20 protein-coding genes are annotated in these 22,356 nt (G+C 39.4%); 4 read left to right on the forward strand and 16 right to left on the reverse strand.

Annotated elements, in window-relative coordinates; genetic code table 11:
* Positions 1-2: 2 nt before the first annotated feature.
* The 13 genes from B5Y40_RS21360 to B5Y40_RS21420 all read right to left on the reverse strand — a co-directional run bounded on the left by B5Y40_RS21360 (position 3) and on the right by B5Y40_RS21420 (position 15,893).
* Positions 3-1,076 carry a glycosyltransferase gene (locus tag B5Y40_RS21360; protein WP_079688871.1) on the reverse strand — a complete coding sequence of 358 codons (1,074 nt, stop codon included), beginning with the start codon at positions 1,074-1,076 and terminating at the stop codon, positions 3-5.
* A complete protein-coding gene (locus B5Y40_RS21365) occupies positions 1,076-1,948 on the reverse strand; it encodes a hypothetical protein (RefSeq protein ID WP_079688872.1) in 873 nt (290 codons plus the stop codon). Before B5Y40_RS21365 ends, B5Y40_RS21360 begins: the two co-directional genes overlap by 1 nt.
* A 4-nt stretch (positions 1,949-1,952) precedes the next feature.
* A complete protein-coding gene (locus B5Y40_RS21370; RefSeq protein ID WP_143785869.1) occupies positions 1,953-3,752 on the reverse strand; it encodes an ABC transporter ATP-binding protein in 1,800 nt (599 codons plus the stop codon).
* A 43-nt stretch (positions 3,753-3,795) separates the two neighbouring features.
* A complete protein-coding gene (locus B5Y40_RS21375) occupies positions 3,796-4,482 on the reverse strand; it encodes an acylneuraminate cytidylyltransferase family protein (RefSeq protein WP_079688873.1) in 687 nt (228 codons plus the stop codon).
* A complete protein-coding gene (locus B5Y40_RS21380; protein ID WP_079688874.1) occupies positions 4,483-5,541 on the reverse strand; it encodes a nucleotidyltransferase family protein in 1,059 nt (352 codons plus the stop codon).
* A gap of 9 nt (positions 5,542-5,550) precedes the next feature.
* Entirely contained in the window at positions 5,551-6,675 is a 1,125-nt protein-coding gene (gene neuC, locus B5Y40_RS21385) for a UDP-N-acetylglucosamine 2-epimerase (RefSeq protein WP_079688875.1), read from the reverse strand.
* A complete protein-coding gene (neuB, locus tag B5Y40_RS21390; protein ID WP_079688876.1) occupies positions 6,657-7,679 on the reverse strand; it encodes an N-acetylneuraminate synthase in 1,023 nt (340 codons plus the stop codon). Before neuB ends, neuC begins: the two co-directional genes overlap by 19 nt.
* 9 nt (positions 7,680-7,688) lie before the next feature.
* Entirely contained in the window at positions 7,689-8,687 is a 999-nt protein-coding gene (locus B5Y40_RS21395) for an NAD-dependent 4,6-dehydratase LegB (RefSeq protein ID WP_079688877.1), read from the reverse strand.
* A gap of 27 nt (positions 8,688-8,714) precedes the next feature.
* Positions 8,715-9,806, reverse strand: a complete 1,092-nt coding sequence (locus B5Y40_RS21400) for a hypothetical protein (RefSeq protein ID WP_079688878.1) — start codon at positions 9,804-9,806, stop codon at positions 8,715-8,717.
* On the reverse strand, positions 9,806-11,233 hold the full coding sequence (locus B5Y40_RS21405; RefSeq protein ID WP_079688879.1) for an MBOAT family O-acyltransferase: 1,428 nt from the start codon (positions 11,231-11,233) through the stop codon (positions 9,806-9,808). The genes B5Y40_RS21400 and B5Y40_RS21405 overlap by 1 nt, the downstream gene beginning before the upstream one ends.
* A 44-nt stretch (positions 11,234-11,277) precedes the next feature.
* Complete coding sequence (locus B5Y40_RS21410) at positions 11,278-13,704, reverse strand: polysaccharide biosynthesis tyrosine autokinase (RefSeq protein ID WP_245840695.1); 2,427 nt, start codon at positions 13,702-13,704, stop codon at positions 11,278-11,280.
* A gap of 5 nt (positions 13,705-13,709) precedes the next feature.
* On the reverse strand, positions 13,710-14,507 hold the full coding sequence (locus B5Y40_RS21415; protein WP_079688880.1) for a polysaccharide biosynthesis/export family protein: 798 nt from the start codon (positions 14,505-14,507) through the stop codon (positions 13,710-13,712).
* A 303-nt stretch (positions 14,508-14,810) separates the two neighbouring features.
* Positions 14,811-15,893 carry a DUF1573 domain-containing protein gene (locus B5Y40_RS21420; RefSeq protein WP_079688881.1) on the reverse strand — a complete coding sequence of 361 codons (1,083 nt, stop codon included), beginning with the start codon at positions 15,891-15,893 and terminating at the stop codon, positions 14,811-14,813.
* A gap of 72 nt (positions 15,894-15,965) precedes the next feature.
* Here B5Y40_RS21420 and trpS point away from each other — a divergent pair, with 72 nt between their 5' ends.
* Entirely contained in the window at positions 15,966-16,937 is a 972-nt protein-coding gene (gene trpS, locus B5Y40_RS21425) for a tryptophan--tRNA ligase (protein WP_079688882.1), read from the forward strand.
* 55 nt (positions 16,938-16,992) lie between these two features.
* On the opposite strand, the gene B5Y40_RS21430 is transcribed toward trpS, so the two are convergent.
* Complete coding sequence (locus tag B5Y40_RS21430) at positions 16,993-17,349, reverse strand: hypothetical protein (RefSeq protein ID WP_079688883.1); 357 nt, start codon at positions 17,347-17,349, stop codon at positions 16,993-16,995.
* Between the two features lie 258 nt (positions 17,350-17,607).
* Here B5Y40_RS21430 and hppD point away from each other — a divergent pair, with 258 nt between their 5' ends.
* Positions 17,608-18,702 carry a 4-hydroxyphenylpyruvate dioxygenase gene (gene hppD / locus B5Y40_RS21435; protein WP_079688884.1) on the forward strand — a complete coding sequence of 365 codons (1,095 nt, stop codon included), beginning with the start codon at positions 17,608-17,610 and terminating at the stop codon, positions 18,700-18,702.
* 111 nt (positions 18,703-18,813) lie between these two features.
* Here hppD and mreB read toward each other — a convergent pair whose 3' ends face one another.
* Positions 18,814-19,842: a rod shape-determining protein gene (mreB, locus tag B5Y40_RS21440; protein WP_079688885.1), complete on the reverse strand. Its 1,029-nt coding sequence runs from the start codon at positions 19,840-19,842 to the stop codon at positions 18,814-18,816.
* 108 nt (positions 19,843-19,950) lie between these two features.
* Here mreB and B5Y40_RS21445 point away from each other — a divergent pair, with 108 nt between their 5' ends.
* Positions 19,951-21,354 carry a Gfo/Idh/MocA family protein gene (locus B5Y40_RS21445; protein WP_079688886.1) on the forward strand — a complete coding sequence of 468 codons (1,404 nt, stop codon included), beginning with the start codon at positions 19,951-19,953 and terminating at the stop codon, positions 21,352-21,354.
* Positions 21,355-21,492: 138 nt separating this feature from the next.
* On the opposite strand, the gene B5Y40_RS21450 is transcribed toward B5Y40_RS21445, so the two are convergent.
* Entirely contained in the window at positions 21,493-21,684 is a 192-nt protein-coding gene (locus B5Y40_RS21450) for a hypothetical protein (protein ID WP_079688887.1), read from the reverse strand.
* Between the two features lie 203 nt (positions 21,685-21,887).
* Between B5Y40_RS21450 and B5Y40_RS21455 the strand changes: the two genes are divergently transcribed.
* Complete coding sequence (locus B5Y40_RS21455) at positions 21,888-22,220, forward strand: hypothetical protein (protein ID WP_079688888.1); 333 nt, start codon at positions 21,888-21,890, stop codon at positions 22,218-22,220.
* The last annotated feature ends 136 nt before the right edge of the window (positions 22,221-22,356 follow it).

The raw sequence follows: 22,356 nt of genomic DNA on the forward strand, positions 1-22,356 counted from the left end.
TTTCAATTTATTAAAATTTTTTCCCAGCTATTCATAACTTTTTCCTGCGTGAATCTGTCCAGTCCCTTCGTAACGTTTCTTTTCAGATGCGCATACAGATCCTTATTTACAAGAAGCTCGGTCATTGCTTCTCCCATTTTTTCATAATCACCTACCGGAAATAAATAGCCGTTATCTCCATGAAAAATTATTTCTTTAGGACCTGTCTTGGCTAGTGACGAAATCACTGGTGTGCCTAATGACAAAGCCTCTACCACTACATTTGGAAAGCCTTCGCGAAGCGAAGCATTTATTAGTGCGACAGCATTCACCATATAAGGATGCGGGTCACCTATAAATCCCTTCAGCTTAACGTAATCAGTCAACTCAAGCTTTCTGATCAATGCTTTCAAATGAAGCATCTCCGAACCATCTCCTAAGATAACTAAATCTGCTCTTTCAAAAATCCTGAATCGATGATATGCTTCTATTACCTGTGCTACATTCTTTTGCCGGCTAAGTCTCGACACTATTGCAAAGTATGTGCGGCTTTCAGGAAGTTCTGATGCTTGCTCCGCGTTCTTTTTGGGCAGAGGAACCGGGTTATAGATGGTTACTAACTTGCGCTTATTAAGAAAAAACCGAGTAACATCTTCCTTCAATTCTTCTGATGGGCATACTACGTATTTTACCCAGGGCATATTATAGAAAAACCAGAATTGCCATTGCTTGTACTTTTTATAGCCTATCAAAGGATAGATATCAAATCTGGTGACTGTATGTCTGAATAAAACGCATGTGGCTAATAAGCTGCCTATACGTGACATCGCAATCAGTCGCTTCGGTCTAAGCGTTCTGACTAGCTTTCTTACATTTGCTATAACATATAATGCACTAAGTACCTTACTGGTGTATCGCTTATGATCTACATGAACAATATTTACTCTGGGATCCAGTTCAAAAGCGATGTTGCGTATAAAAAGAGCTATAGTAACAGCATGGCCACGGCTAACCAAATGGTTAGCGAGTATAGCAGTATTGCGTTCTGCTCCACCTTTCTTCAGTGAGCCTACTAATAATAGATAATTAAATTTCATCAATTGTACGTTGGTAAGAATCTACTAAGCAGTGAAGAACTATTATAGATAAATATGGATACATCCTTTGAAATACCATGCTCTCTAATAAGTTGGATCAAATCTTCCACAATCAACTCTCCGTAAAGTTTATTGTTCGTTTTGTGAATTGAATCACTACTAAAGACTTTTTTATTCTCTTCAATCAAAGCAGAAATAACATCATCAGAAACAGAGGGGTTTTTCAAAAATGTAGTATCATAAAAATAATCTGAATTCATCAAATCTATACCACAAATAATGATTCGCTTATATTTCATTTTAATTCCGAAAAACAAGAGACCGACTATTGAGGCTCTCTTCCAAAAATTAATAAAATTGAATAAACCATATTTGTACAAGAAATCAATCACCGACAAAGAGAGATTAAAATATCTCTGGGAGGAACCAGGGATTGAAAAAAAGTCCATAAATGACCCGACACCAAATACCTTATCACGAAAAGCGCTATCTCTCGCAAAACGAACATCTTTATATATTACTAATGAAGATTTATATTGTTCTTCTACAGAAAGAAATAGTTTCTTAAAAGTCTCATATCTTCCCTTGTCCCTTGGTGTTTCAAAGAAATAAAAACTCGGCACAAAACTATGAACGGGCCAAAAATTAAAACCTATAGTATCATAACCAGCAAACTCTTCCCAATGAATTTTACTAATTTCATTAATGGATTTTCCGCTTCCTAATATAACGAGGGTATCTGATTTTTTTCTCTTCTGTAGTTCATTCCAAGTAACAGTTTTACTTTCACCTTTTTTTCTCCAACTAATCTTCGAAAACTTCAGAAGAACTTTATATATAAAGTAATTTATATAGATGATTCGTTTTATCATTGCATTAAAACTGTTGCAGTTCAACCATTTTCTGGAATTTCTTTGAATTCACTTTCAAATCATCAAAATTGCCTATATCTTCAATTACACCTTTATTAAGATAGATGATCCTGTCAGCATTCTTAACTGTCGACAACCTGTGGGCAATGATAATAATGGTGAATTGTCCTTTAAGTTGATCTATATTTTCCTGAATGCTTCGTTCTGTTTCGGAATCAAGTGCTGATGTTGCTTCGTCCATAAATAGGAAGTCAACATCTTTATATAACTCACGGGCAATAGAGATGCGCTGTTTTTGCCCACCACTCACCATAATACCATTATTTCCTAACTGTGCTTTTTCTTTATCGGGCAGGCCCATTACAAAATCATATATAGAAGCCATTTTCATAGCCCGTTCAAATCGCTGAATATTGGCAGGCGTTGGTACATCCCAAAATGTTATGTTATTAAATACAGTATCATTGAAGATAACGGGCTCTTGTGTGATATACCCTATTCTCTTTTGAAACGATACGATATCAATCGTCTGACTATCCTTATCATCAATAAAGAACATTCCTTTTTCACCACTTAAAAGTCCGCTCAATACATTCATTAACGTGGTCTTTCCAGAACCACTTTCTCCTACCAGCGCAATGGTTTCATTTTTTGGTATTTCAAGGGAGATATCCCGAAGTATAGGTTCATTTCCATAGGAGAAAGATAAATTTTTCAGTAGCAATGACTTCTGAAACTTATCTACTTTTTCGGTTCCTCTCACCTCCTGATGTGATCTCAGTTCATTCGTAAATTCAGACATGTTCTCCAAAGAACCGGAAACTGATAAAAAAGTATTCCAATAGTTCTGAAGGGCCATTAAAAAGGTAAGGGACCTATAGAAGAACAATAAACTCAAAATAATCAGTCCCAAGCTCTGAGAGAAAAATTTTACCTGTACCAGGATCACGGACACTACTACCACCATAACGATTGGTTCTCTCATGGCTGCCAGAAATGTAGACATCAGGCCTATTCTTCGTTGTGCCTCTTCTATTTTTAGAATAATGCGTTTTAGTTTATCTCCAAAATCGTGTATCAGTCCTGTAGCCTTTAAGTATTTAAAGTTTGCAACCTTTTGAATTAACAATCCTTGAAAAATGTGAGACTCCTTCGTTAGCTCCCGAGACAACTGCTTTGTAATCTGGTATACTTTTTTAAATATCAAGTTAGTAAGGGCTCCACCGATAGCAACCAGAATGGCGAATTGAGGATTAACCATAAAGGCAAGGAAAATATATACTGCTACCAATACACCGTACTGAAAAGATGTAAAGTAAGATCGATAAGCCTGCAATACTTTCTCAACTTCTCCGCTAAATGTGTTTTGAATTCTTCCTGAGTCACTGCTTACAAAAGCTTTATATTTAAAACCGGAAAGCAATGTGATATTTGAAAACCGAATTATCCTTATAAATCGTTGTTGCAAGAGCACTTTATAATATCCTTCAGCATATTTCATTAATCCTTTCAAAACAAAAAAAGTAAGGATTACCAAAAGAACTGTTTGTAGTGTGAGGCTAAAACCCAACCAACTCAACCCGTCAACCAAAAAAGATAAATTTCCCATCTGTTCAGACTGAACCTGAGCACCACTATTATCCACCATCTGTAGTAACGGCAGAAACATAGCCAACCCGAAACCATCCAGAACACCTACTGCTAAACTTATACCGACAGAAATAAAAATTCTGTAACCAAGATAATTATAGAAGTAGTAGAAGTCTTCAAATTGTTTTTTAATTAATTGCTTTAGCCTATCCACAGATTCAGAATTTTAACGAATTGATAACTTCGGTTTTTTCAGTTTATACTAGTCCCTGATTTAGTATAGTCTCACATAGAGCCCAGTCTAAAGGGGAATCTATATCCTGTGAGTGTAACTCATCCATAACATACTTCCTGACTTTTTTAAATTCATGAAGCGGTTGTTTTCGCAATGAAAAAACATTAATCATGTATAATGACCCATTATAAAAGTAGCTTGACGGAGCATCCTGCCGTCTCTTAAAAGAACCTGACTTACTTTTTTGAAGAAATCCTTCCTGGTCCTCTTCAAAAATATTAAAATAAGGACTATAGGGACTCACCCCTACGGATACAACCATGTCCAACGAACTAGTATATAGCGCTTTGATCTCCTGTAAATGTTCTGCCTTACGGAAAGGCGATGTCGGCTGCATTAGCAAAACAGAATCATATTGAATTCCGTTCTTCGCATAAAAGTCCAAAGCATGCAGTAATACCTCGTAGGTACCGGCTGTGTCGGTAGCCAACGATTCAGGTCTGGTAAAGGGAACTTTCAAACCCGTTTCCAGAACACAATCAATAATTTTATCAGAGTCTGTAGAGATACATATATCTGCATCATCTGTGAAAGTTCTTGCAACTTTTATACTGTGATGTATCAACGGAATTCCGCCCAACGGCTTAATATTTTTAAGGGGTATACCCTTTGAACCACCACGTGCCGGTATAATTACTAAGGTTTTCATTTATAGCTCAAGGTGTTTAATATCCATCTGTGCTTTGAGAAAATCCTGTTGATTACCTATATCAAGCCAGTAGTTGAGTATCGGAAAGTTTACAACTTTACGCTTGCTGCGTATCAGATCATCCATCAGATCGGTTGCATTATACATGCCTTCCGCAGGAATGAGATCACGAAGTTTTGATCTCAAAAGATAGATACCTGCATTCGAGTAATATACATAGGTTGGTTTTTCTTTTAGTGAAGTAACATGAAGATCATCACTTAACTCCAATACTCCATAGGGTATATTTACACTGTACGGAACGCTGGCAACGCACATATCTGCATTGATAGCAAGAAAGTGTTTATAGAAATCCTCAAAATCAAGTGTTGTCAGAATATCAGAATTCATTACTAGGATATGCTCGTGGCGAATTTGTGGCGCCAGGCGAAACGCTCCTATCGTACCAAGTGGTTCATCCTCCTCGATATACTTTATATTGACACCTTTCGACTTTCCATCTCCAAAATAATCCTGAATGTTTTTTCCCAGGTACTTGATACTGATGTAAAAGTCTTCAACACCATATTTGATAAGTCTGTCGATATTGTGTTCAATGATGGGTTTATCACCGACTTTCAACATGGGTTTAGGCGTAGCATCTGTAAGCGGTCTTAAGCGCTCACCCCTGCCACCCGCCATAATCAGTGCGGATATAGGAACTATAGCTTGCACTTGTTTCAGATCGATCAGCTTTACAATACGCTCTTTTGAATCAAGCACAGGAAGCAGATGAATCTTAAGTCCTTTATACAGTTTTACTTCTTCTGCATTGATCTGATCTTCGCGAAGGAATTTGAATTTCCGGTTCATGTAAAGATTTACATTCTCAGATATCTCTCTCCCTGACAGAAGGCCTCTGCGAATATCACCATCGGTTACTGTTCCTAAAAGCTTACCTTCTTCGTTGATAATAAAAAGCGTGCGACTGTCTTTTGAAGACAGCGCATCTAACTTTTGTAAAGCCTGACGAGCATTGCTTTTGTCGTCTATTACATATTCTCTAAAATCAACAAACATAATCTATGGCTAATAAAATAGTTGCTTTAACGAACTACATATCGTATCGGCTGAGCCGTCTCGATAGTATATATTTTCACCTGTATAGTCACCCTTTCCAGAAATTGACTTAACTGCTTCCAACATAGCGTCACTGGATATCGGAACATCTACGATATTATCAGATTGCATGCGTCCTTTTTGGCGGTCGCCTACATTGATAACGTATTTGTGTAATGATGCTGCTTCAATGATTCCACTGGATGTATTACCCAATAGAAATGCACAATGATGCATTACCGAAAAATATCCTCTTGTACCTAAATTCTCCACCATTACTATATGAGGCAGACCTGATAATTTTTCAATGAATATATTTCGAACCGTAGCTCCTAACGTATCGGCATTCGGCATTGTAATTACAATTTGAAATTGAGACAACGCCATAAAAGTCTTTACCAATTCATTGGCATAATGTATATTCTCCGATACGTTCACTGTCTCCGGATGAAATGTTACCAATATCGTAGGCGCTGCCATATCAATATTCCATTTATTCTTAATCTCATCCTTCGATAAGAAAGAAATATCTGCCAGCGAATCAAGACTTAATGCTCCTACATTATATATATGTTCGGGTTCATCCAACATTTGCTTTAACCGTTCTGCATACGCTTCGGTCGAAACAAAGTGACACCACGCAGCCTGTGAAATAGAATGCCTGAAAAAATTATCAATAGCCCCTAATGTTTTTTCACCACCATGTAAATGTCCAAATTTTACACCAAAAGGGACTCCTGCCGTTACAGCAGCAAACATCTCGTAACGATCTCCCAGGCAGAGCACTATATCATATTGACTTGCACGCATTCCCCAGTACTGCGAAAATTTCATCATCGTTAATGACATCGCTGTAGCAATTGCTTCAGGAGAATCACCTGTTAATAAAGACTCAATCTTTGTATCAATGGAAAAACCTTCTGCTTCAATCGCCTTTACTGTATAACCATGAAAAGGAGACAAGTGACTTCCAAAGGCTATAATCTTCAAATTGAAGAAAGTATCGTTCTGCATCTTCTTCAGTAAAGGAAGATAGATACCAAAATCTGCTCGTGAGCTTGTCAGAACGCCTACTCTCAATGGAAGTGTTGCCATGTTAATTTTTCACCAGACGCTAAGTTCTTCGATACTTTTTTTCCTATAACAAGATCAAGTAACATCGGAGATATACCGTCACCAGGGCGCTTCATGATGAGGTCACTCTTCGACAACACATCCCCTTCTTTTTTATCGGTCGCTAAATGTATACTCTTTCTTACCAGGCTTTTATTCGGCAATTCAGATGCAGAAGCACGCTTCCTTCCATCACCTTGCAAGGCAAGCTCTACATTGCGAATAGATCTGACCATGTGTGCCAGTTCATTTGGTTCCAGTGATGCTTTGTGATCAGGCCCCGGCAAATTACGATCAAGTGTAAAGTGCTTCTCTATTACGGTAGCTCCTAATGCCACTGCTGCTATCGGAATTTCTATACCTAATGTATGATCCGAATATCCTACACGAACTTTAAATGCATCTCTGATAGAAAGCATAGCGCCAAGATTAACATCTTCGAAAGGTGTAGGATATTGTGAATTGCAATGCAGCACTGCTATATCTTCAATAGGGACACCTGCTTGCGTCAACACATCCAGTGCTTGCTCAATCTCTCCCAAGGACGACATACCGGTAGAAACCACAACAGGTTTCTTCTTTGAAGCCATGTGCTTGAGGTATGGATAATTGGTGATTTCTCCAGACGGCACTTTAAAGAAATCGATACCGACCGAATCCAGAAAGTCAAGGCTGTCCTCATCAAATCCCGTTGACAGAAATTTGATACCAGCTTCATCTGCATATTTCTTCAGTATGTGATGGTCAGCTTCGCTTAGCTCAAGCTTCTTTAACATGCCATACTGCGAATCATCCCCATCGTTAATATTTTTGGATTGATAAGAAGCTTTCTTGGCTTCTGTGCTTACAAGTTTGTCAGCTTTAAACGTCTGAAACTTTACATAGTCCGCACCCGCTTCCGCAGCAGCATCAATCAATTGCTTTGCTTTTTCTATCTCGCCATTATGATTAACTCCGGCTTCTGCTATAATAGTAACTTGACTCACGGTGTTGTATTAAAGATTATAAATATCAGATTTATACCCGGCTATGTTTTGGGACTGAGAGAACCACTCAATGGTCTCTTTCAATCCTGCATCCAATGTATACTTTGGTTTCCAGTCTGTATACTCTATAAGTTTTTGATTGCTGCCAAACAATCTGAACACTTCACTCTTCTCAGGTCTTAATCGCTGTTGGTCTTCTTCAATTTTAATATCCGAACCAATTTGACTCACAAGCTTACGTGCCAGGTCTCCAACCGAAATTTCAGATTGAGTGGCTATATTAACATCATGCCCCAGGAGCTCATCACATTTAGCAATGGCTACAAACCCTTCAACGGTATCTTTTACATAAAGCAAATCACGTGTCGGTGTGAGATCTCCAAGTTTTAGTGACGTTGCTCCATTCAGTAACTGTGTTATAATAGTAGGTATAACTGCTCTTGCAGATTGACGTGGACCGAATGTATTAAATGGTCGTACAATTGTAACCGGTAGATTAAAACTTCTGTAGAAAGACTCAGCTATACAATCTGCTCCTATTTTAGATGCCGAGTACGGAGACTGCGGTTGACGAGGATGACGCTCATCTATAGGTACATATTGCGCTGTACCATATACTTCTGATGTTGATGTAACCAGTACGCGTTTAGTATTAAGATCGCGTGCTGCCTGCACTACATTTAACGTTCCTTTTACATTGGTATCAACATAGCTATCCGGTGAGTGATAGCTAAATGGTATAGCGATTAAAGCCGCAAGATGAAAAACAACATCAACGCCTTGCATGGCGGTACGCACTCCATTGGGATCACGTATATCTCCTGCAAAAATCTCAAGTTTATTCTTCAATTCTTTTGGAAATGTATCAATCCACCCCCAGCTATTAAAAGAGTTATAGTAGACAAAGGCTTTTACTTTACATCCTTCTTCAAGGAGTCGTTGTGTGAGATGGCTCCCTATAAATCCATCTGCTCCTGTAACTAATACTGTTTTACCTCTTAATTCCATGTATTCTTATTAGTATTTCAAATAACTTTAATACTTCTCTTCTTTTAGTTCCAATGGATTGACTGGGCTATCGAGCAATTTAAACTGTTCATAATCTATATACTTTCCGAACCAGGTTTCGCGTTTACAAAGCTCTTGAATCAACCTTAAGTAGGCTACTTCTGATCCATGTAACCCATCAACCGCTTCGTTATCGTTAGATCCAATAGTCTCCAGTGAAATAAAATTATGCACCCTTAGATTGTTTGCGCTAAATGTAGAGTCTAATTTTAGCATATATCTATACTTTCCTGATTCAACCATTCGATTATAAATCGCTGTTGGGTAAGGAGGTACGAACATCACCAATTCAATACCATTATTTTTGCAATAATCCACAAATGATTTCAGAATACTGATTGCATCATCATTTACCTCAGCTCCCCACTCAAATCTGTGCCTTCCCGATTTAATTCTTTTCTCAACATCCCTAAATGAAATTTTTATACCACTCTTAAAATCATGAATTATCTTTCCATAATAATAGCTCCCATCATCAGTTCTATATCCAGCGTTATTCATCATAGCAGTTATACCGTAGCGATTGTCGCTTTCCGTAATACTTTTTATTTGAATTTTACCATCCATTAGGTCAGTATATATATCGAGAGAGGATTTACTTAACATATTCAATTCGCTCACTTCAGAATTATACTCACATCCCTTTTTTAGATTATCCCAATTTTCGTTAAAGAAATATTGATCAAGGCCCAGTATAAGTACTTTAGGTTTGTAAGTGTTTTTATTCCATTCATCAATCAGGCATGGCAAATCACCTATTCTCGATATCAGCCTTCCTCCATTAAAAAAAGCTCTGGGCTCTTTAAAAAAGAAATCACGTATCTGGAGTACTCTTGACGTACCAACCGCAAGGATATCAGGCCTTCTAGATAGTATCTCGCCAAGTTTATAGTCCTTTGATTGCTCACTATATGCCAACCCAAGCAAGTGATGTCGTCCAACGGTTACTCTCGACAAATCGCTCATCTCACCGGAGACCTTCAGAATAACATAGGGCAACGAAAAGAAAAGAACTACTGGCAATACGAATACCAATATTTTACATAGAAACTTCTTCATCAAAATTGAAAGTATATGAAATCCTGATTACCAAATGCACCAAAGAACACAATCAAGGCAACCAAACCGTAGTATATAGTGAGCCGCCAAGCTACATGCCTGCTTCTTACAAATTCAGGCATACCGTTTCTAAACAACCATTCCAACAACAAAAAAAGAAATAATATTATAATAAATTTTTGATCTATACCTTCGAGACCATGGCTGGGTAATAACTGATTTGTAAAAAATCCATATATATAATCAAATGCCTCTCCTATGTTCGCTGCTCTGAAGAAAATCCAGGCAAAACATGTTAGTAAGAAGGTTGTCGCAATTTGAAATGTCTCCTTAAATGTGGGGAAGAAACGTCCTTCCGCAACGGTATCTGTATGAACTCTGTTTTTACCAGAGATAAGAAGTGGTAAAAAGTATAGCCCATTAAGCGCTCCCCATACAATGAATGTCCAGTTCGCTCCATGCCAAAAGCCGCTAATCAGAAAAACAATCATTGTATTTCTAATTGCCTTCATGGTATTTACCCTGCTTCCTCCCAGTGGTATATAGATATAGTCCCGAAACCAGGTCGTTAATGAAATATGCCAGCGTCTCCAGAATTCTGCTATGTCGCGTGAGAAATATGGCGTTCTAAAATTAACGAGTAACTCAATACCAAATAGTTTGGCCGTTCCAATCGCAATATCCGAATAGCCCGAAAAATCTCCATATATCTGGAAGGCGAAGAATATCGCACCCAATGCTAATTCGACTTTAGAAGCGGTTGCCGAGTTCTCGAATATATGGTTCACAAAGACTGCGCAATTGTCCGCAATCACCACCTTTTTAAACAACCCCCAAAGAATAAGTCGTAACCCATCAGCAGATTGAGTATAGTTAAATTTTCGATCAGCAGTGATCTGTGGTAACAAGTGCGTAGCTCGTTCAATCGGACCTGCAACCAACAAAGGAAAGAAACTTACAAATAAAGAATAGTCTACAAAGTTGTGAATTGGTTTAGTGTTTCCCCGATAGATATCAATTACGTAAGACATTCCGTGGAAAGTATAAAATGATATTCCAACAGGTAGCACTATATTAATAAAAACAGGATTCATGGTGATCCCGAAGAAAGAAAGCGCCGCCTGTGTGGAGTCTGCAAAGAAATTAAAGTACTTGAAAAAGAAGAGAACGGCCAGATTGTTAAATATACTCAACCACAAATAGAGCTTCTTTCGACCCTCAGAGTTATATATTAACAAGCCAAACGAGTAATCGATAATAGTTGACAACATCAGTAGGAAAACAAAGCGCCAGTCCCACCATCCGTAAAATATATAGCTTACTAACAGTAACAAGTTATTCTGTGAGCGTCTGCTATGCTTTAACAGCCAGTATAGCGTATATACTATAATTAAGAAAAAAACAAATTCAATTGAATTAAATAGCATCTGGGTCAAATAAGTTATTCATATTATCAAAAAACAGTGAGTCACTATTCCTGATAATAATCATTACCGTTTTTCTTTTTCTTGCGGCCATAATAGTACCCACCATATTGGTAACCCGACCCGTAACCATAGCCATAACTATACCCTCCATAACCATAGCCAAGACCGGATTTCCGAAGATCATTGAATAGCACACTTACGCGAAGTAGTCTTCCTGATTTATAAAAATCATCGAACGATCGCAATGCCTCCTTCGGTGTATAATCTTGACGGATGACGAAGAGCGTATGATTAACATGCTTCGACAAGACAAACGCATCTGTAACCAGGCTTAAAGGAGGTGTATCAATAATAATATAGTCGAACTCGGTACGTAAATAATTTATCAACTCTTCCATCGCTGGTCGCAGAAGCAATTCACTTGGATTCGGTGGCATTGGGCCACTCGCTATCAGATATAAACTATCGACTGAAGAGGTTTGTATTATTTCCTCTTTAGTTGCCATGCCAGACAGGTACTGGCTAAGACCGATCGTATTATTCAAACCAAGTTCATCGTATAGTTTGGGCTTCCGAAGGTCAGCACCAACAATTACAGTACGTTTACCTGCTAAAGCATATACGGTAGCCAAATTAAGTGTAGTGAATGATTTACCCTCCCCCGGAATAGAAGAGGTAACCATAAAAATTTGATGGTCCTGACTTCCAGTAAAGTAATTTAAATTAGATCGTAAAGATCGAAAAGACTCAGCCATTGCAGAACGTGGCTTATTGTAAACAATCAATGCGTCTGATGCCGGATTATGCCCCACCGCACCAATTACAGGGGCTGAAGTCATATTCTCAATATCGTCTTTTGACTGGATTCGATTATTAAGAATTTCGAGCAAGATAAATATTGACAGCGGTACCAGTAAGCCAATCCCAACTCCAATCATTAGATTTTGCATTGTCTTAGGTGATATAGCTCCGCCCGCCATGGGTGGATTGACCACCACTATATCCGAGGTAGTAGAAGCCATGGAGAGTCCAGCTTCTGTTCTTTTCTGCAAAAGAAATATATACAGATTCTCACGTAGTGAGTAGTTGCGTTGTATTCCAACCAGCTCTCGTTCTGTACTTGGTAACTTGGCGAGCTGATCCTCCACAAGTTTAATCTGATCGTTTATAAACTTGATGTTGATCTTTTGAGTGCTCCGGTTATTTTCTATCGTCTTTAATATATCTGCTTTCAGAAACTGAATTTTCTTAAGCTTGGCTTGATATTCGGGATTATCTTCCAGATGCAACACGCCTCGTGTTGTGTTAGTTTTGTATAGGTTGACCTGCCCCTGCTCTTCGATAAGTGTTGTTATTAGCTGTGTTATAATTCCATCTGTAATACCAACACTTTGAGGCGTAAAAATGCCTTCATACTGATTTTGTTCTAACAATTGCGAGATATAGGTAAAGTAATTGTCTAATAACCTGTATTGAAATTTTTGATTTTCGTAATCCTGGAGTTTCAGATATAATCTGTTAGTTTCTTCCGCAAGCTCTGTAATAACATTTCTTCGCTTGAAATCTTCGACCTGATCTTCGTAATGCTCGAGTGAGTCTCCAATGACCCCTAGTTGGTTGTCCAAGAACATGATGGCGCGGGCCACCATTTTATTTTTTTTCTCTACGTCGTAATCCTGGTAACGCTCAATGAATTTACTCAGAAAATCGATTTCTTTTTGAATAACAGATCCGTTAATCTCAAGATCTACTACCGACGATCCTGTCATCGCCCATCCGATTTTTAGCCGGCTGGAGTAAGACTTCGCCAACGACAACGGATTGTTGAATCTAACTACCAACGTCTTGTTAAATAATTCGGAGACATCCGCTTTTCGAGTCACGAATAATTGGTAGCCATTTATTTTAACAGTGTCGTTGAACTGCAGCGATGAAAACTCTTTTCCTGGTTGGTCATCATCAACCTTGTATTGCAATGAATACGTATGCTGATCTATTACTTTAAAATAAAATGATTTGCCGTAAGGTCGCTTATCTTTATTGGCTATAGCTTTTATTGTTAATGGGAAATTAGGCTCATAATACTCCGTTGTTTTTATATCTCCTTCTCTAAAATAGGACACATCGAATCCAAGCTCCTCAACTACCTCCTGAAGTAGGGGGTATGATTTCATTATATAAATTTCATTATAGAAATTCCTATATTCAGTAAGCAACTCATTGTTATACAAAAATTTCGCACCGACATTTTCTTCGCTTTCACGAATAATGATGGATGCTTTGACCGGGTAAATACGCGTACTGTAGCGATTCATCAAGTATGCAACACTAACGCTTATGATAAGCGAAAGCAATATGATATACCAATAGCGTATAGCACGATCCGCTACGCGCTTAAAATTGATTTGAATCCCTTTGGAAGAAGTATTGGGGCCTTCAGTAATATCTGGTATAGGAGCCTGGGTATTCAAATTTTTTATCGGGATAAAGTTACAATTAGCACGATGAACGAAATGGTTGTCGTTATTATACCCAGGTTATTGGTAAAATATCTTCTGAAGGGACGTTGTCTTAACGGAGGAACTATAATCACATCGTTTTGTTGGACAAAGTAGTAGGGAGATTCTATATAGTCTTCTTTTAGGAGATCAACGTAGAAAACTTTCGTACTGTCACCACTTTGTCGAAGTACCTTAACATGACTTCGATCGGCTAATTCAGACAAGCCACCAGCAAGACCTATCGCTTCCATCATAGTGAGTCTTGTATTAGTAGCTTGAACGGTCCGTTCGCCATTTACTTCTCCTAAAACAGTATATCTGAAATTGAGCATTCTTACTCTTACCACAACATCAGGCATAAACTGCGAAGCTCGCTTTTGAATAGAGTCCTTTGCCTGAAAAAGTGTCAGTCCTGACACTTTTATTTTTCCTAGTACGGCATAATCAATTTCTCCGTGGGTATCTACTAAAATACCGCTCAACATAGCACCAGAGCTACCACCACTGCTACTTCCAGAATTGACATTTAATCTTGAAAGAAAATCAAAATCATCGTTCTCCTTACTAAGAGTCTCAAAATTGATGCTTAATATATCGAGTGGTTGGATACGGTATTCTCTTATCTTTAAGACATGGGAGCGTAATATCGTATCCTTCGGAATTTCATCTCGGTGTTTGAGATCATCCTTTTGCAAATAAACAATTTTTCGATTAGGAACGCAGGCGCCAAGAAGCAAGAATAGCACGCCTAAAATCAGACAAATTCGGGTCATTTCTTTGTTTTTTCCTTCCTTAAGGGGGGTAAATATACAGTTATTAAACCCAATTTCAATTTCAATTCACCCACCGCAACAACAATCTATCCTACCTTCAACACTCTTTATCTATTTGGTGGAACGGAAATATAGTTTGCATTCAAACCTTTATTGAACACGGGTAAAGTTAACAAATCTGACTATAATTTTGGAGTAGAATAGCACTAATACTCCAAACTAAGGGATAAAAAAATTATAAAAGCAAACATTCAATCCTCGAGCATAATCAACACTGAATTGAGGATGTCTCTCCTGAAATCTTCAATCTACATAAGCGGAAAATGTCACACGTTGAACTGGGTTTCTTGGATCGTTTGAATAGATTGTTACAGCTTTTTGTTGCGTGCCCTTACGATCTTGTGGCTTAAAATTTACTTTGATGGTACTGCTTTCACCTGGCTTAAGCGTGGGCTTGGTGGCGGATGCTGTTACACATGTACAGTTGCCTTGCAATGAACGGATATTAAGTTCCTTCTTTCCATTGTTGGTTACTGTGATTTCGCGCGTAGCCCCAGCGGATGAGACAGTACCGAAATCAAGTGACGTCATTCCTAAGCGAAGTTGTGGTGCCTTTGAAAGTTCTTCCGGTTTTAAAGGCTCAAAGTAATCCTCGAGTGTAGCATAAACCGAAAATGACTTCACCGGATTCGACTCGTCATCGGTTTGAATTTCAACGTTGTCTGATTGGAAGCCATATGCATTCTTGAGCTTCCCGTTATAACTGATTTTGATATTACCCTTTGCACCGGGCGCTAATACTTTAGGTGTAACATCAACTTTTATATAGGCTGGACCTACAAACTTTCCACTAAACGTAATGGCTTTGTTACCTCCGTTCAGTACTTGAAAGTCGCGTGTAGTAAATTCGTCTTTGCGATATACTTTACCAAGATTAAACGAGCCTGCTTTAAGTTTCCAATTGCCATTCGCTATATGAAAGTCAGATGGTGTTGCAGAACCCCCTGTGTTAACCTGACCTTTTATTTGCAGAACGATAGGCGTTGCTTCAAGGTCTGTTGTTACAGTTAATGATTTTGTAAAGAAACCCGGGCGGCCTTTCGGATTGAAGCTCGCCTGTATATATCCGGTCTTACCTGGTGCTACAGGTTCTTTTGACCATCCAGGAGTTGTACATCCACACGATGCCTGAACTGTTAATACTTTTACAGGACGCGTACTTCCATTTGTAAAAACAAACTCATGCGTTACAGGTCCCCCCTCCTCTGCTACAGCACCGAAATCAAAAGTCTCTTCTTTGAACTGAAGTGGTTTTGATTGTTGTGCCCATGCCTGAGTTCCTGCTATCACCAGTATTAAAATGAATAACCGTATCATTTTCATCATTATCAATTTGTAGAAGATCACAAATTTAAAACTAATTCAGTTCTGCATTATTTTATTTTATTTGCAAAGATTATGGCAAGAATTTTAACAGGCATACAAAGCAGCGGCCGCCCTCACCTGGGCAATCTATTGGGAGCCATCATTCCGGCAATAGAGCTTTCAAAGAAAACAGGCAATGAATCATTTTTCTTTATCGCAGACCTTCATTCCCTCACCACTATAAAAGACGCCGAAACACGTACCAGCAACGTGCGGGCTGTAGCGGCAGCATGGCTGGCATTTGGTTTCGATATCGACAAAAATTATCTCTACCGGCAATCCAGAATTCCGGAAGTGTGTGAACTCACATGGTATCTTAACTGCTTCACGCCTTTTCCGATGCTGGCGAATGCTCATTCCTTTAAAGATAAATCTGAGAGACTTTCAGATGTTAATGCCGGACTTTTCACCTACCCTGTTCTCATGACTGCTGACATTATTTTATATGATGCACAGTTTGTACCGGTAGGCAAAGACCAACGTCAGCATGTGGAGATGGCGCGTGACATTGCTACTACTTTCAATACGCAGTACGGAGAAACTTTTGTTATACCGGAAGCGAAAATTGAAGAGCAGGTAATGACTATTCCGGGTACGAACGGGCAAAAGATGAGTAAGTCGTATGGAAACATTGTTGATATATTTCTATCCGAAAAAGAATTGTTGAAGCAGATAAAAACAATAGTAAGTGACAGTACTCCGTTGGAAGCTCCCAAGAATCCGGATACTGATAATACGTATGCTATATATAGTTTGTTAGCAAGCGAAGAACAAAAGCAGTCACTACGAGAAAAATACCTGGCTGGTAATTTTGGTTACGGTCATGCGAAGCAGGAGCTGTACGAACTGATACTTCAGAAATACAGTAAAGAGCGCGAAGCATTTAATTTCTATATGAGCAATCCGGTGGAGCTCGATCGGAAACTCGAACAGGGTGAAGCAAAAGCCCGTGTCATCGCGCATGAAGTCCTCCACCGCGTAAGGAAGAAGTTAGGCTTTGAATAACGAATTAATATATTGTGTAGCCTGTGCTACACAACATATTATATATAGTATAGCTCTATTTTGCTGTCCAGACAACTTCTTTCTTGTCTTTACCGATAGCCAGTGTGATTCGCACAGGGTTTGTCTCCAGGAATAACACGGTATCCTTCCCTTCGTATTTCTCAGTTTCTACTGGAATGCCTTTTAAATAAGCAATCGGCATCAACACATCATTATCGGGGCACAATTCTTCATGTATATCCTGTAAAGCATCCTCAAGGTATTCGCCATGTTTCAGTTGGAAGTCATCCTCCAGATCATGAAGCTGTTCTTCCAGATCGTCATACTTGGGGTTGTTGTAATTAATTTTGTCCAGCTCTGAGCGTTTTTTAACAATTTCCTGAAGAGCCTTGTCAAGTGCCTGAATATCCATGTTTCGTATTTTCCCCCAAAGATTAAAGAAATCATTGAATTTGAAAACAGGTTTTGCAAAAGAGGGAATAGAGTCGTCTGGAATTTATCGTTATAAAATTTCGTAAGATGGTCCAATTCAGTAAGGTCTGCCAATAAAAATCGCTCGATTTTCATTTTACGGAATGTCCTTCGCATCACTTCCATCCTCTTGTCTGTTGACGTAAATTCACCAATTCAAACATGTGCATCAACCGTTAACATTTAAAATTTCAGGTTTATGAATCAGGATTTCCTGCCGATCAACGGCACCGACCACATTGAATTTTATGTTGGCAACGCCAAGCAATCTGCCCTATATTATCAGCATTGTCTGGGCTTTGAGTTGGTAGCCTATGCGGGACCAGAAACCGGAGTGCGCGATCGTGCCTCGTATGTACTTCAACAAAACAAGATCAGGTTTGTATTAACTACAGCATTACAAAAAGATTCTCCTATAGCAGAACATGTTTGCAGGCATGGCGATGGTGTGAAGGTGCTGGCGCTATGGGTTGACGATGCACGGAAATCTTTCTTTGAAACAACATCGCGTGGAGCGGTCGCAGCGCAAGAACCGACTCTTATTAAAGATGAGTGTGGCGAGGCCGTTGTGGCATCTATCAAAACCTATGGAGATACAATTCACACTTTCGTTGAGAGAAAGAATTATAGCGGACCATTTCTTCCGGGCTATAAAGCACGCAAAAGTATACTACCTCCATCTCCTATAGGTTTAAAATACGTAGACCACTGCGTGGGAAATGTAGAGTTGGGAAAGATGAACGAATGGGTAGGTTTCTACGAGAAAGTGATGGGCTTCAGCCTCCTCGTTACGTTTGATGACAGTGATATCTCTACAGAATATAGTGCTTTAATGTCCAAAGTAGTTTCCAATGGAAATGGCTATATCAAGTTCCCGATCAATGAACCCGCGGAGGGCAAGAAGAAATCACAAATAGAAGAGTACCTTGATTTCTATTACGGTCCTGGTGTACAACATATAGCGATCGCTACCGATGACATCGTGCATACTGTAAGCGAACTTCGAAAACGGGGTGTTGAATTTTTATACGTGCCCGAGACCTATTATGAAGACGTCCTCGATCGTGTTGGAACAATCAACGAAGATCTCAAAGAACTAAAGAAGCAGAATATACTCATTGACCGTGATGAAGAAGGGTATCTGCTCCAGATTTTTACTAAGCCTGTCCAAGACCGTCCTACACTTTTCTTCGAGATCATTGAACGCAACGGAGCTAAATCTTTCGGCAAAGGAAACTTCAAAGCGCTGTTCGAATCAATTGAACGCGAGCAGGCATTGAGAGGAAATCTTTAGCTTGTTGTCCTCGGAAGTATAAACCGTATCAAACAAAAAAGCATAAGGTTGAAAGAATGCACTACTCTTTCAACCTTATGCTTTTTGTTTAAGCTTTCTAATCGAAACTAATTATTCCATTAAGACGCTTTTATACTTCTTCGGATCCTGAAGCGCTTTGGCTGCGCCTTTGCTTACGGATTGAAGTGCTTCGTCATCTATATGTACCGGAAGTTTTATACGTTCTTCAAAGCGTTCGCGTAATCCACGCAAGTATGCGCTTCCTCCAGTGATGTGAATTCCATTCTGGTAAATATCGGCTGCCAGCTCAGGAGGACAAGTCTCCAATGTCTGAATCACGGCATGTTCAATGGCACCAATTGACTTATCCAGTATATGTGCTACCTCGGTATGATCGATTTTGCGTGTTACAGGTATACCTTCCATCAGGTCCTTCCCGCGTACCATCATCGGCTCAGGTTTCTCCGCAAGGGTATTTATAACTGCACCAACTTTTATTTTTACCTGTTCCGCTGTCTTCAGACCAATGGCCATGTTATAATTTCTGCGGAAGTGATCCTGTATCTCCTGATCAAATGTATCACCGGCAACCTTCACGGACTGAAAAGCTGCAACACCAGATAGAGAGATGATCACAATTTCGGTGATACCTCCTCCTATATCTATAACCATTTTTCCATTCGGCTCGCGAATGTCGAGGCCCATACCCATGGCAGCAGCCAGTGGTTCAAACATTAAATAGGTGTGCTTAGCATTGAACTGTCCTAAAGCATCGCGCAATGCTCTGCGCTCAACTTCTGTCGTTGAAAATGGAATACCCGAAATGATACATTCATATCCGCTCAGAAAAGATCTGTCGGCATTTGCCTGACGAACCATCTCGTGAATCATCCGGCTTGCAGAATCATAGTCTGCTATAACTCCACCTTTCAAAGGCTTTACCGGTTTGAGTTCATCGTGGTTTTTTTCAAACATATTGTAGGCCTTCTCTCCTACTGCTTTCACAGTGTTGCCCTCTACATTAAATACGATGTATGATGGTTGCGACACCAACAGATTATTTTTATCGCGTACCAGTGTATTGTTGTTGCCAAGGTCGATCGCCAGGCTTCGGTTTCTAAAAAAATTCAGGTTCATCATCACAAAAAAATTTCCGCTCGTAATCTATATTCTCCAAAAATCTATCTCAGCTTTTCCAAGCACTCAAATATCGTAACTTCCATAAGTCTAACCAATCAGAAGTACCTTATGTATAATGAATCAAGAAAATCCAGGAGAAGCTTTCTGAAGAAGGCCTTTGGTACAGCAATCATCACGAGCACTGCGCCTTCTCTTCTCTCTGCCTCCTCTTCAAAAATTGTAGCACTGGAGCAACAAGGTATTCTTGAAAAAAAGTATACGGCCAACGATCAGGTAAATATTGCTATAATCGGCATGGGCATCATGGGTTTCAGCAATGCAGAAACCAGTGTAAAGATACCGGGAGTAAAACTGGTAGGTGTATGCGATCTATATACCGGCAGACTCGATCACGCGAAGGAGGTGTATGGTAATGGCATCTTTACGACAAAAAATTATAAAGAGATATTGGACCGAAAAGATATCGATGCAGTGATCATCGCTACATCAGATCACTGGCATGACCGGATGTCGATCGAAGCCATGAACAAGGGCAAACATGTATACTGTGAGAAGCCGATGGTACACAAACTGGAAGAGGGCGCTGAAGTAATCGCCACACAAAAGAAGACAGGCAAAGTACTGCAGGTTGGAAGCCAGCGGGTGAGTTCGATTGTAACGCAAAAGGCGCAGGAGCTTTTCGAGTCGAAGATCATTGGTGATCTGGTGATGGTCGAGACCTATATGGACCGCCACAGCGCCAACGGTGCGTGGCAATATTCAATACCTACCGATGCAAAGGGGGGCACTGTGGATTGGGACAGTTTTATAGGCGATGCTCCAAAAGTTGCGTATGATCCTGTACGTTTTTTCAGATGGAGGAATTACCAGGATTATGGTACGGGGGTTGCCGGTGATTTGTTTGTACATCTATTCTCTGCGCTTCATGCCGTGACGAGTTCGAAAGGACCGAACCGGATTTATGCTTCCGGTGGATTGAGACATTGGAAAGATGGCCGCGATGTCCCCGATGTGATCACAGGTATATATGACTATCCGGAAACCAAGCAGCATCCGGCCTTTAATCTACAGATGCGCGTAAATTTTGTGGACGGAAGTGAAAGCGGTGAGCGGCTTCGTTTTATCGGCACCGATGGTGTGATCACGCTGGGATGGAACTCTGTAAAAGTAGAACGTCATAAGATCTCAAATATACCTACTTATGGCGGTTGGGACTCCTTCAATACGTTTACAGAAGCGCAACAAAAGGAGTATAAGAAATGGTACGATGCTACCTATACTCCTATTAAACCGTCCATCATTGAATCAGACCTTGAGTTTAAAGCTCCACAGGGATATAGTGCTAACCTCGATCATCATTTGAATTTCTATGCGGGCATCCGTGAAGGTAAAGCTATAAAAGAAGATGCGCTCTTCGGCATGCGTGCAGCCGGCCCTGCCCTCGCCAGTAACAAAAGTTACTTCGAGAAAAAAATAATTACCTGGGATCCGGAAAACGCGAAACTCGCGTAGCGTTTCTTCAGTATAGCTATGCCATGTACTATAGCTATACCGGAGGGTATAACAGCCAAAACGACATATACTCCTATAGATGGGGTAAAAATCAAAAAGCCCTGCGCATAGCAAGGCTTTTTTGATTAGAATCAGAAACTACTTAGTCTTCTTTTTAACACGGAGTGAAATTTCGTTGTCAAAAGCCAGCTTCCGTAAGGAACCAAGTGTTCTACCAACTTGCTTTGCAATTTTTGTAGAATTGTTTCCTTCTTTTACCAGTCTCTTAATGTCAGCAATTTCTTTCTTGGTAATTACCTTACCGTGATTCGATGGGTTTTTCTTTGCCATAGCTTTAAAAATTTAAATTTCACAAATATAGTGTATTTATAGTTAATATTTATACCTGATATGTACTCTTGCTAAAAACACAGGCTGGTACGGTTTTTTAGAAGTCACAACGTTAATGCGACTTCACACCGTTTTAGCTATATATGTATGGTTAAAATAACTGAGGTTATAAGAATATAGGAACCGTAAATTATTTTATATATATGAGTATAGATACCTTAACTGCCCGGGGTCAGTCAATGAATATCATCGATCAAATACGTGATCGGCGAAACGACCTTATTAAGGATTTTTTGGATGAACGTACGCTCATCAATTATGTATCGGAACAGTATAAAATTACGGATCTGTCTCCCATGAAGATTCAATTCATAAAAAATGAACTGAAGGATTTACTCGCTTCTCCTGTAGACGCCGAGTTTTTTAAACCGCTGATAGACGAATCTAAAAAAACAGACAACTTTATCCTCGAAGACTATCACGACAAATTCTTCTACCAGGAAATCATGTTCATCATAAAAAACTACATATACTAAACCACTGCTATACGCAAGGTATGCGTCTCACCACTGTTTCCGCAAAACAACGGAGTGCCTATGAGCATTTTAATTTTAAATGGAGTATATAGCGTCCTGGCGCGACTTTAAGCTTGGGGTATTGACTTTACCTTCA

Origin of the sequence: Ohtaekwangia koreensis (assembly GCF_900167975.1) — a bacterium.
Taxonomy (GTDB): Bacteria; Bacteroidota; Bacteroidia; order Cytophagales; family Cyclobacteriaceae; genus Ohtaekwangia; species Ohtaekwangia koreensis.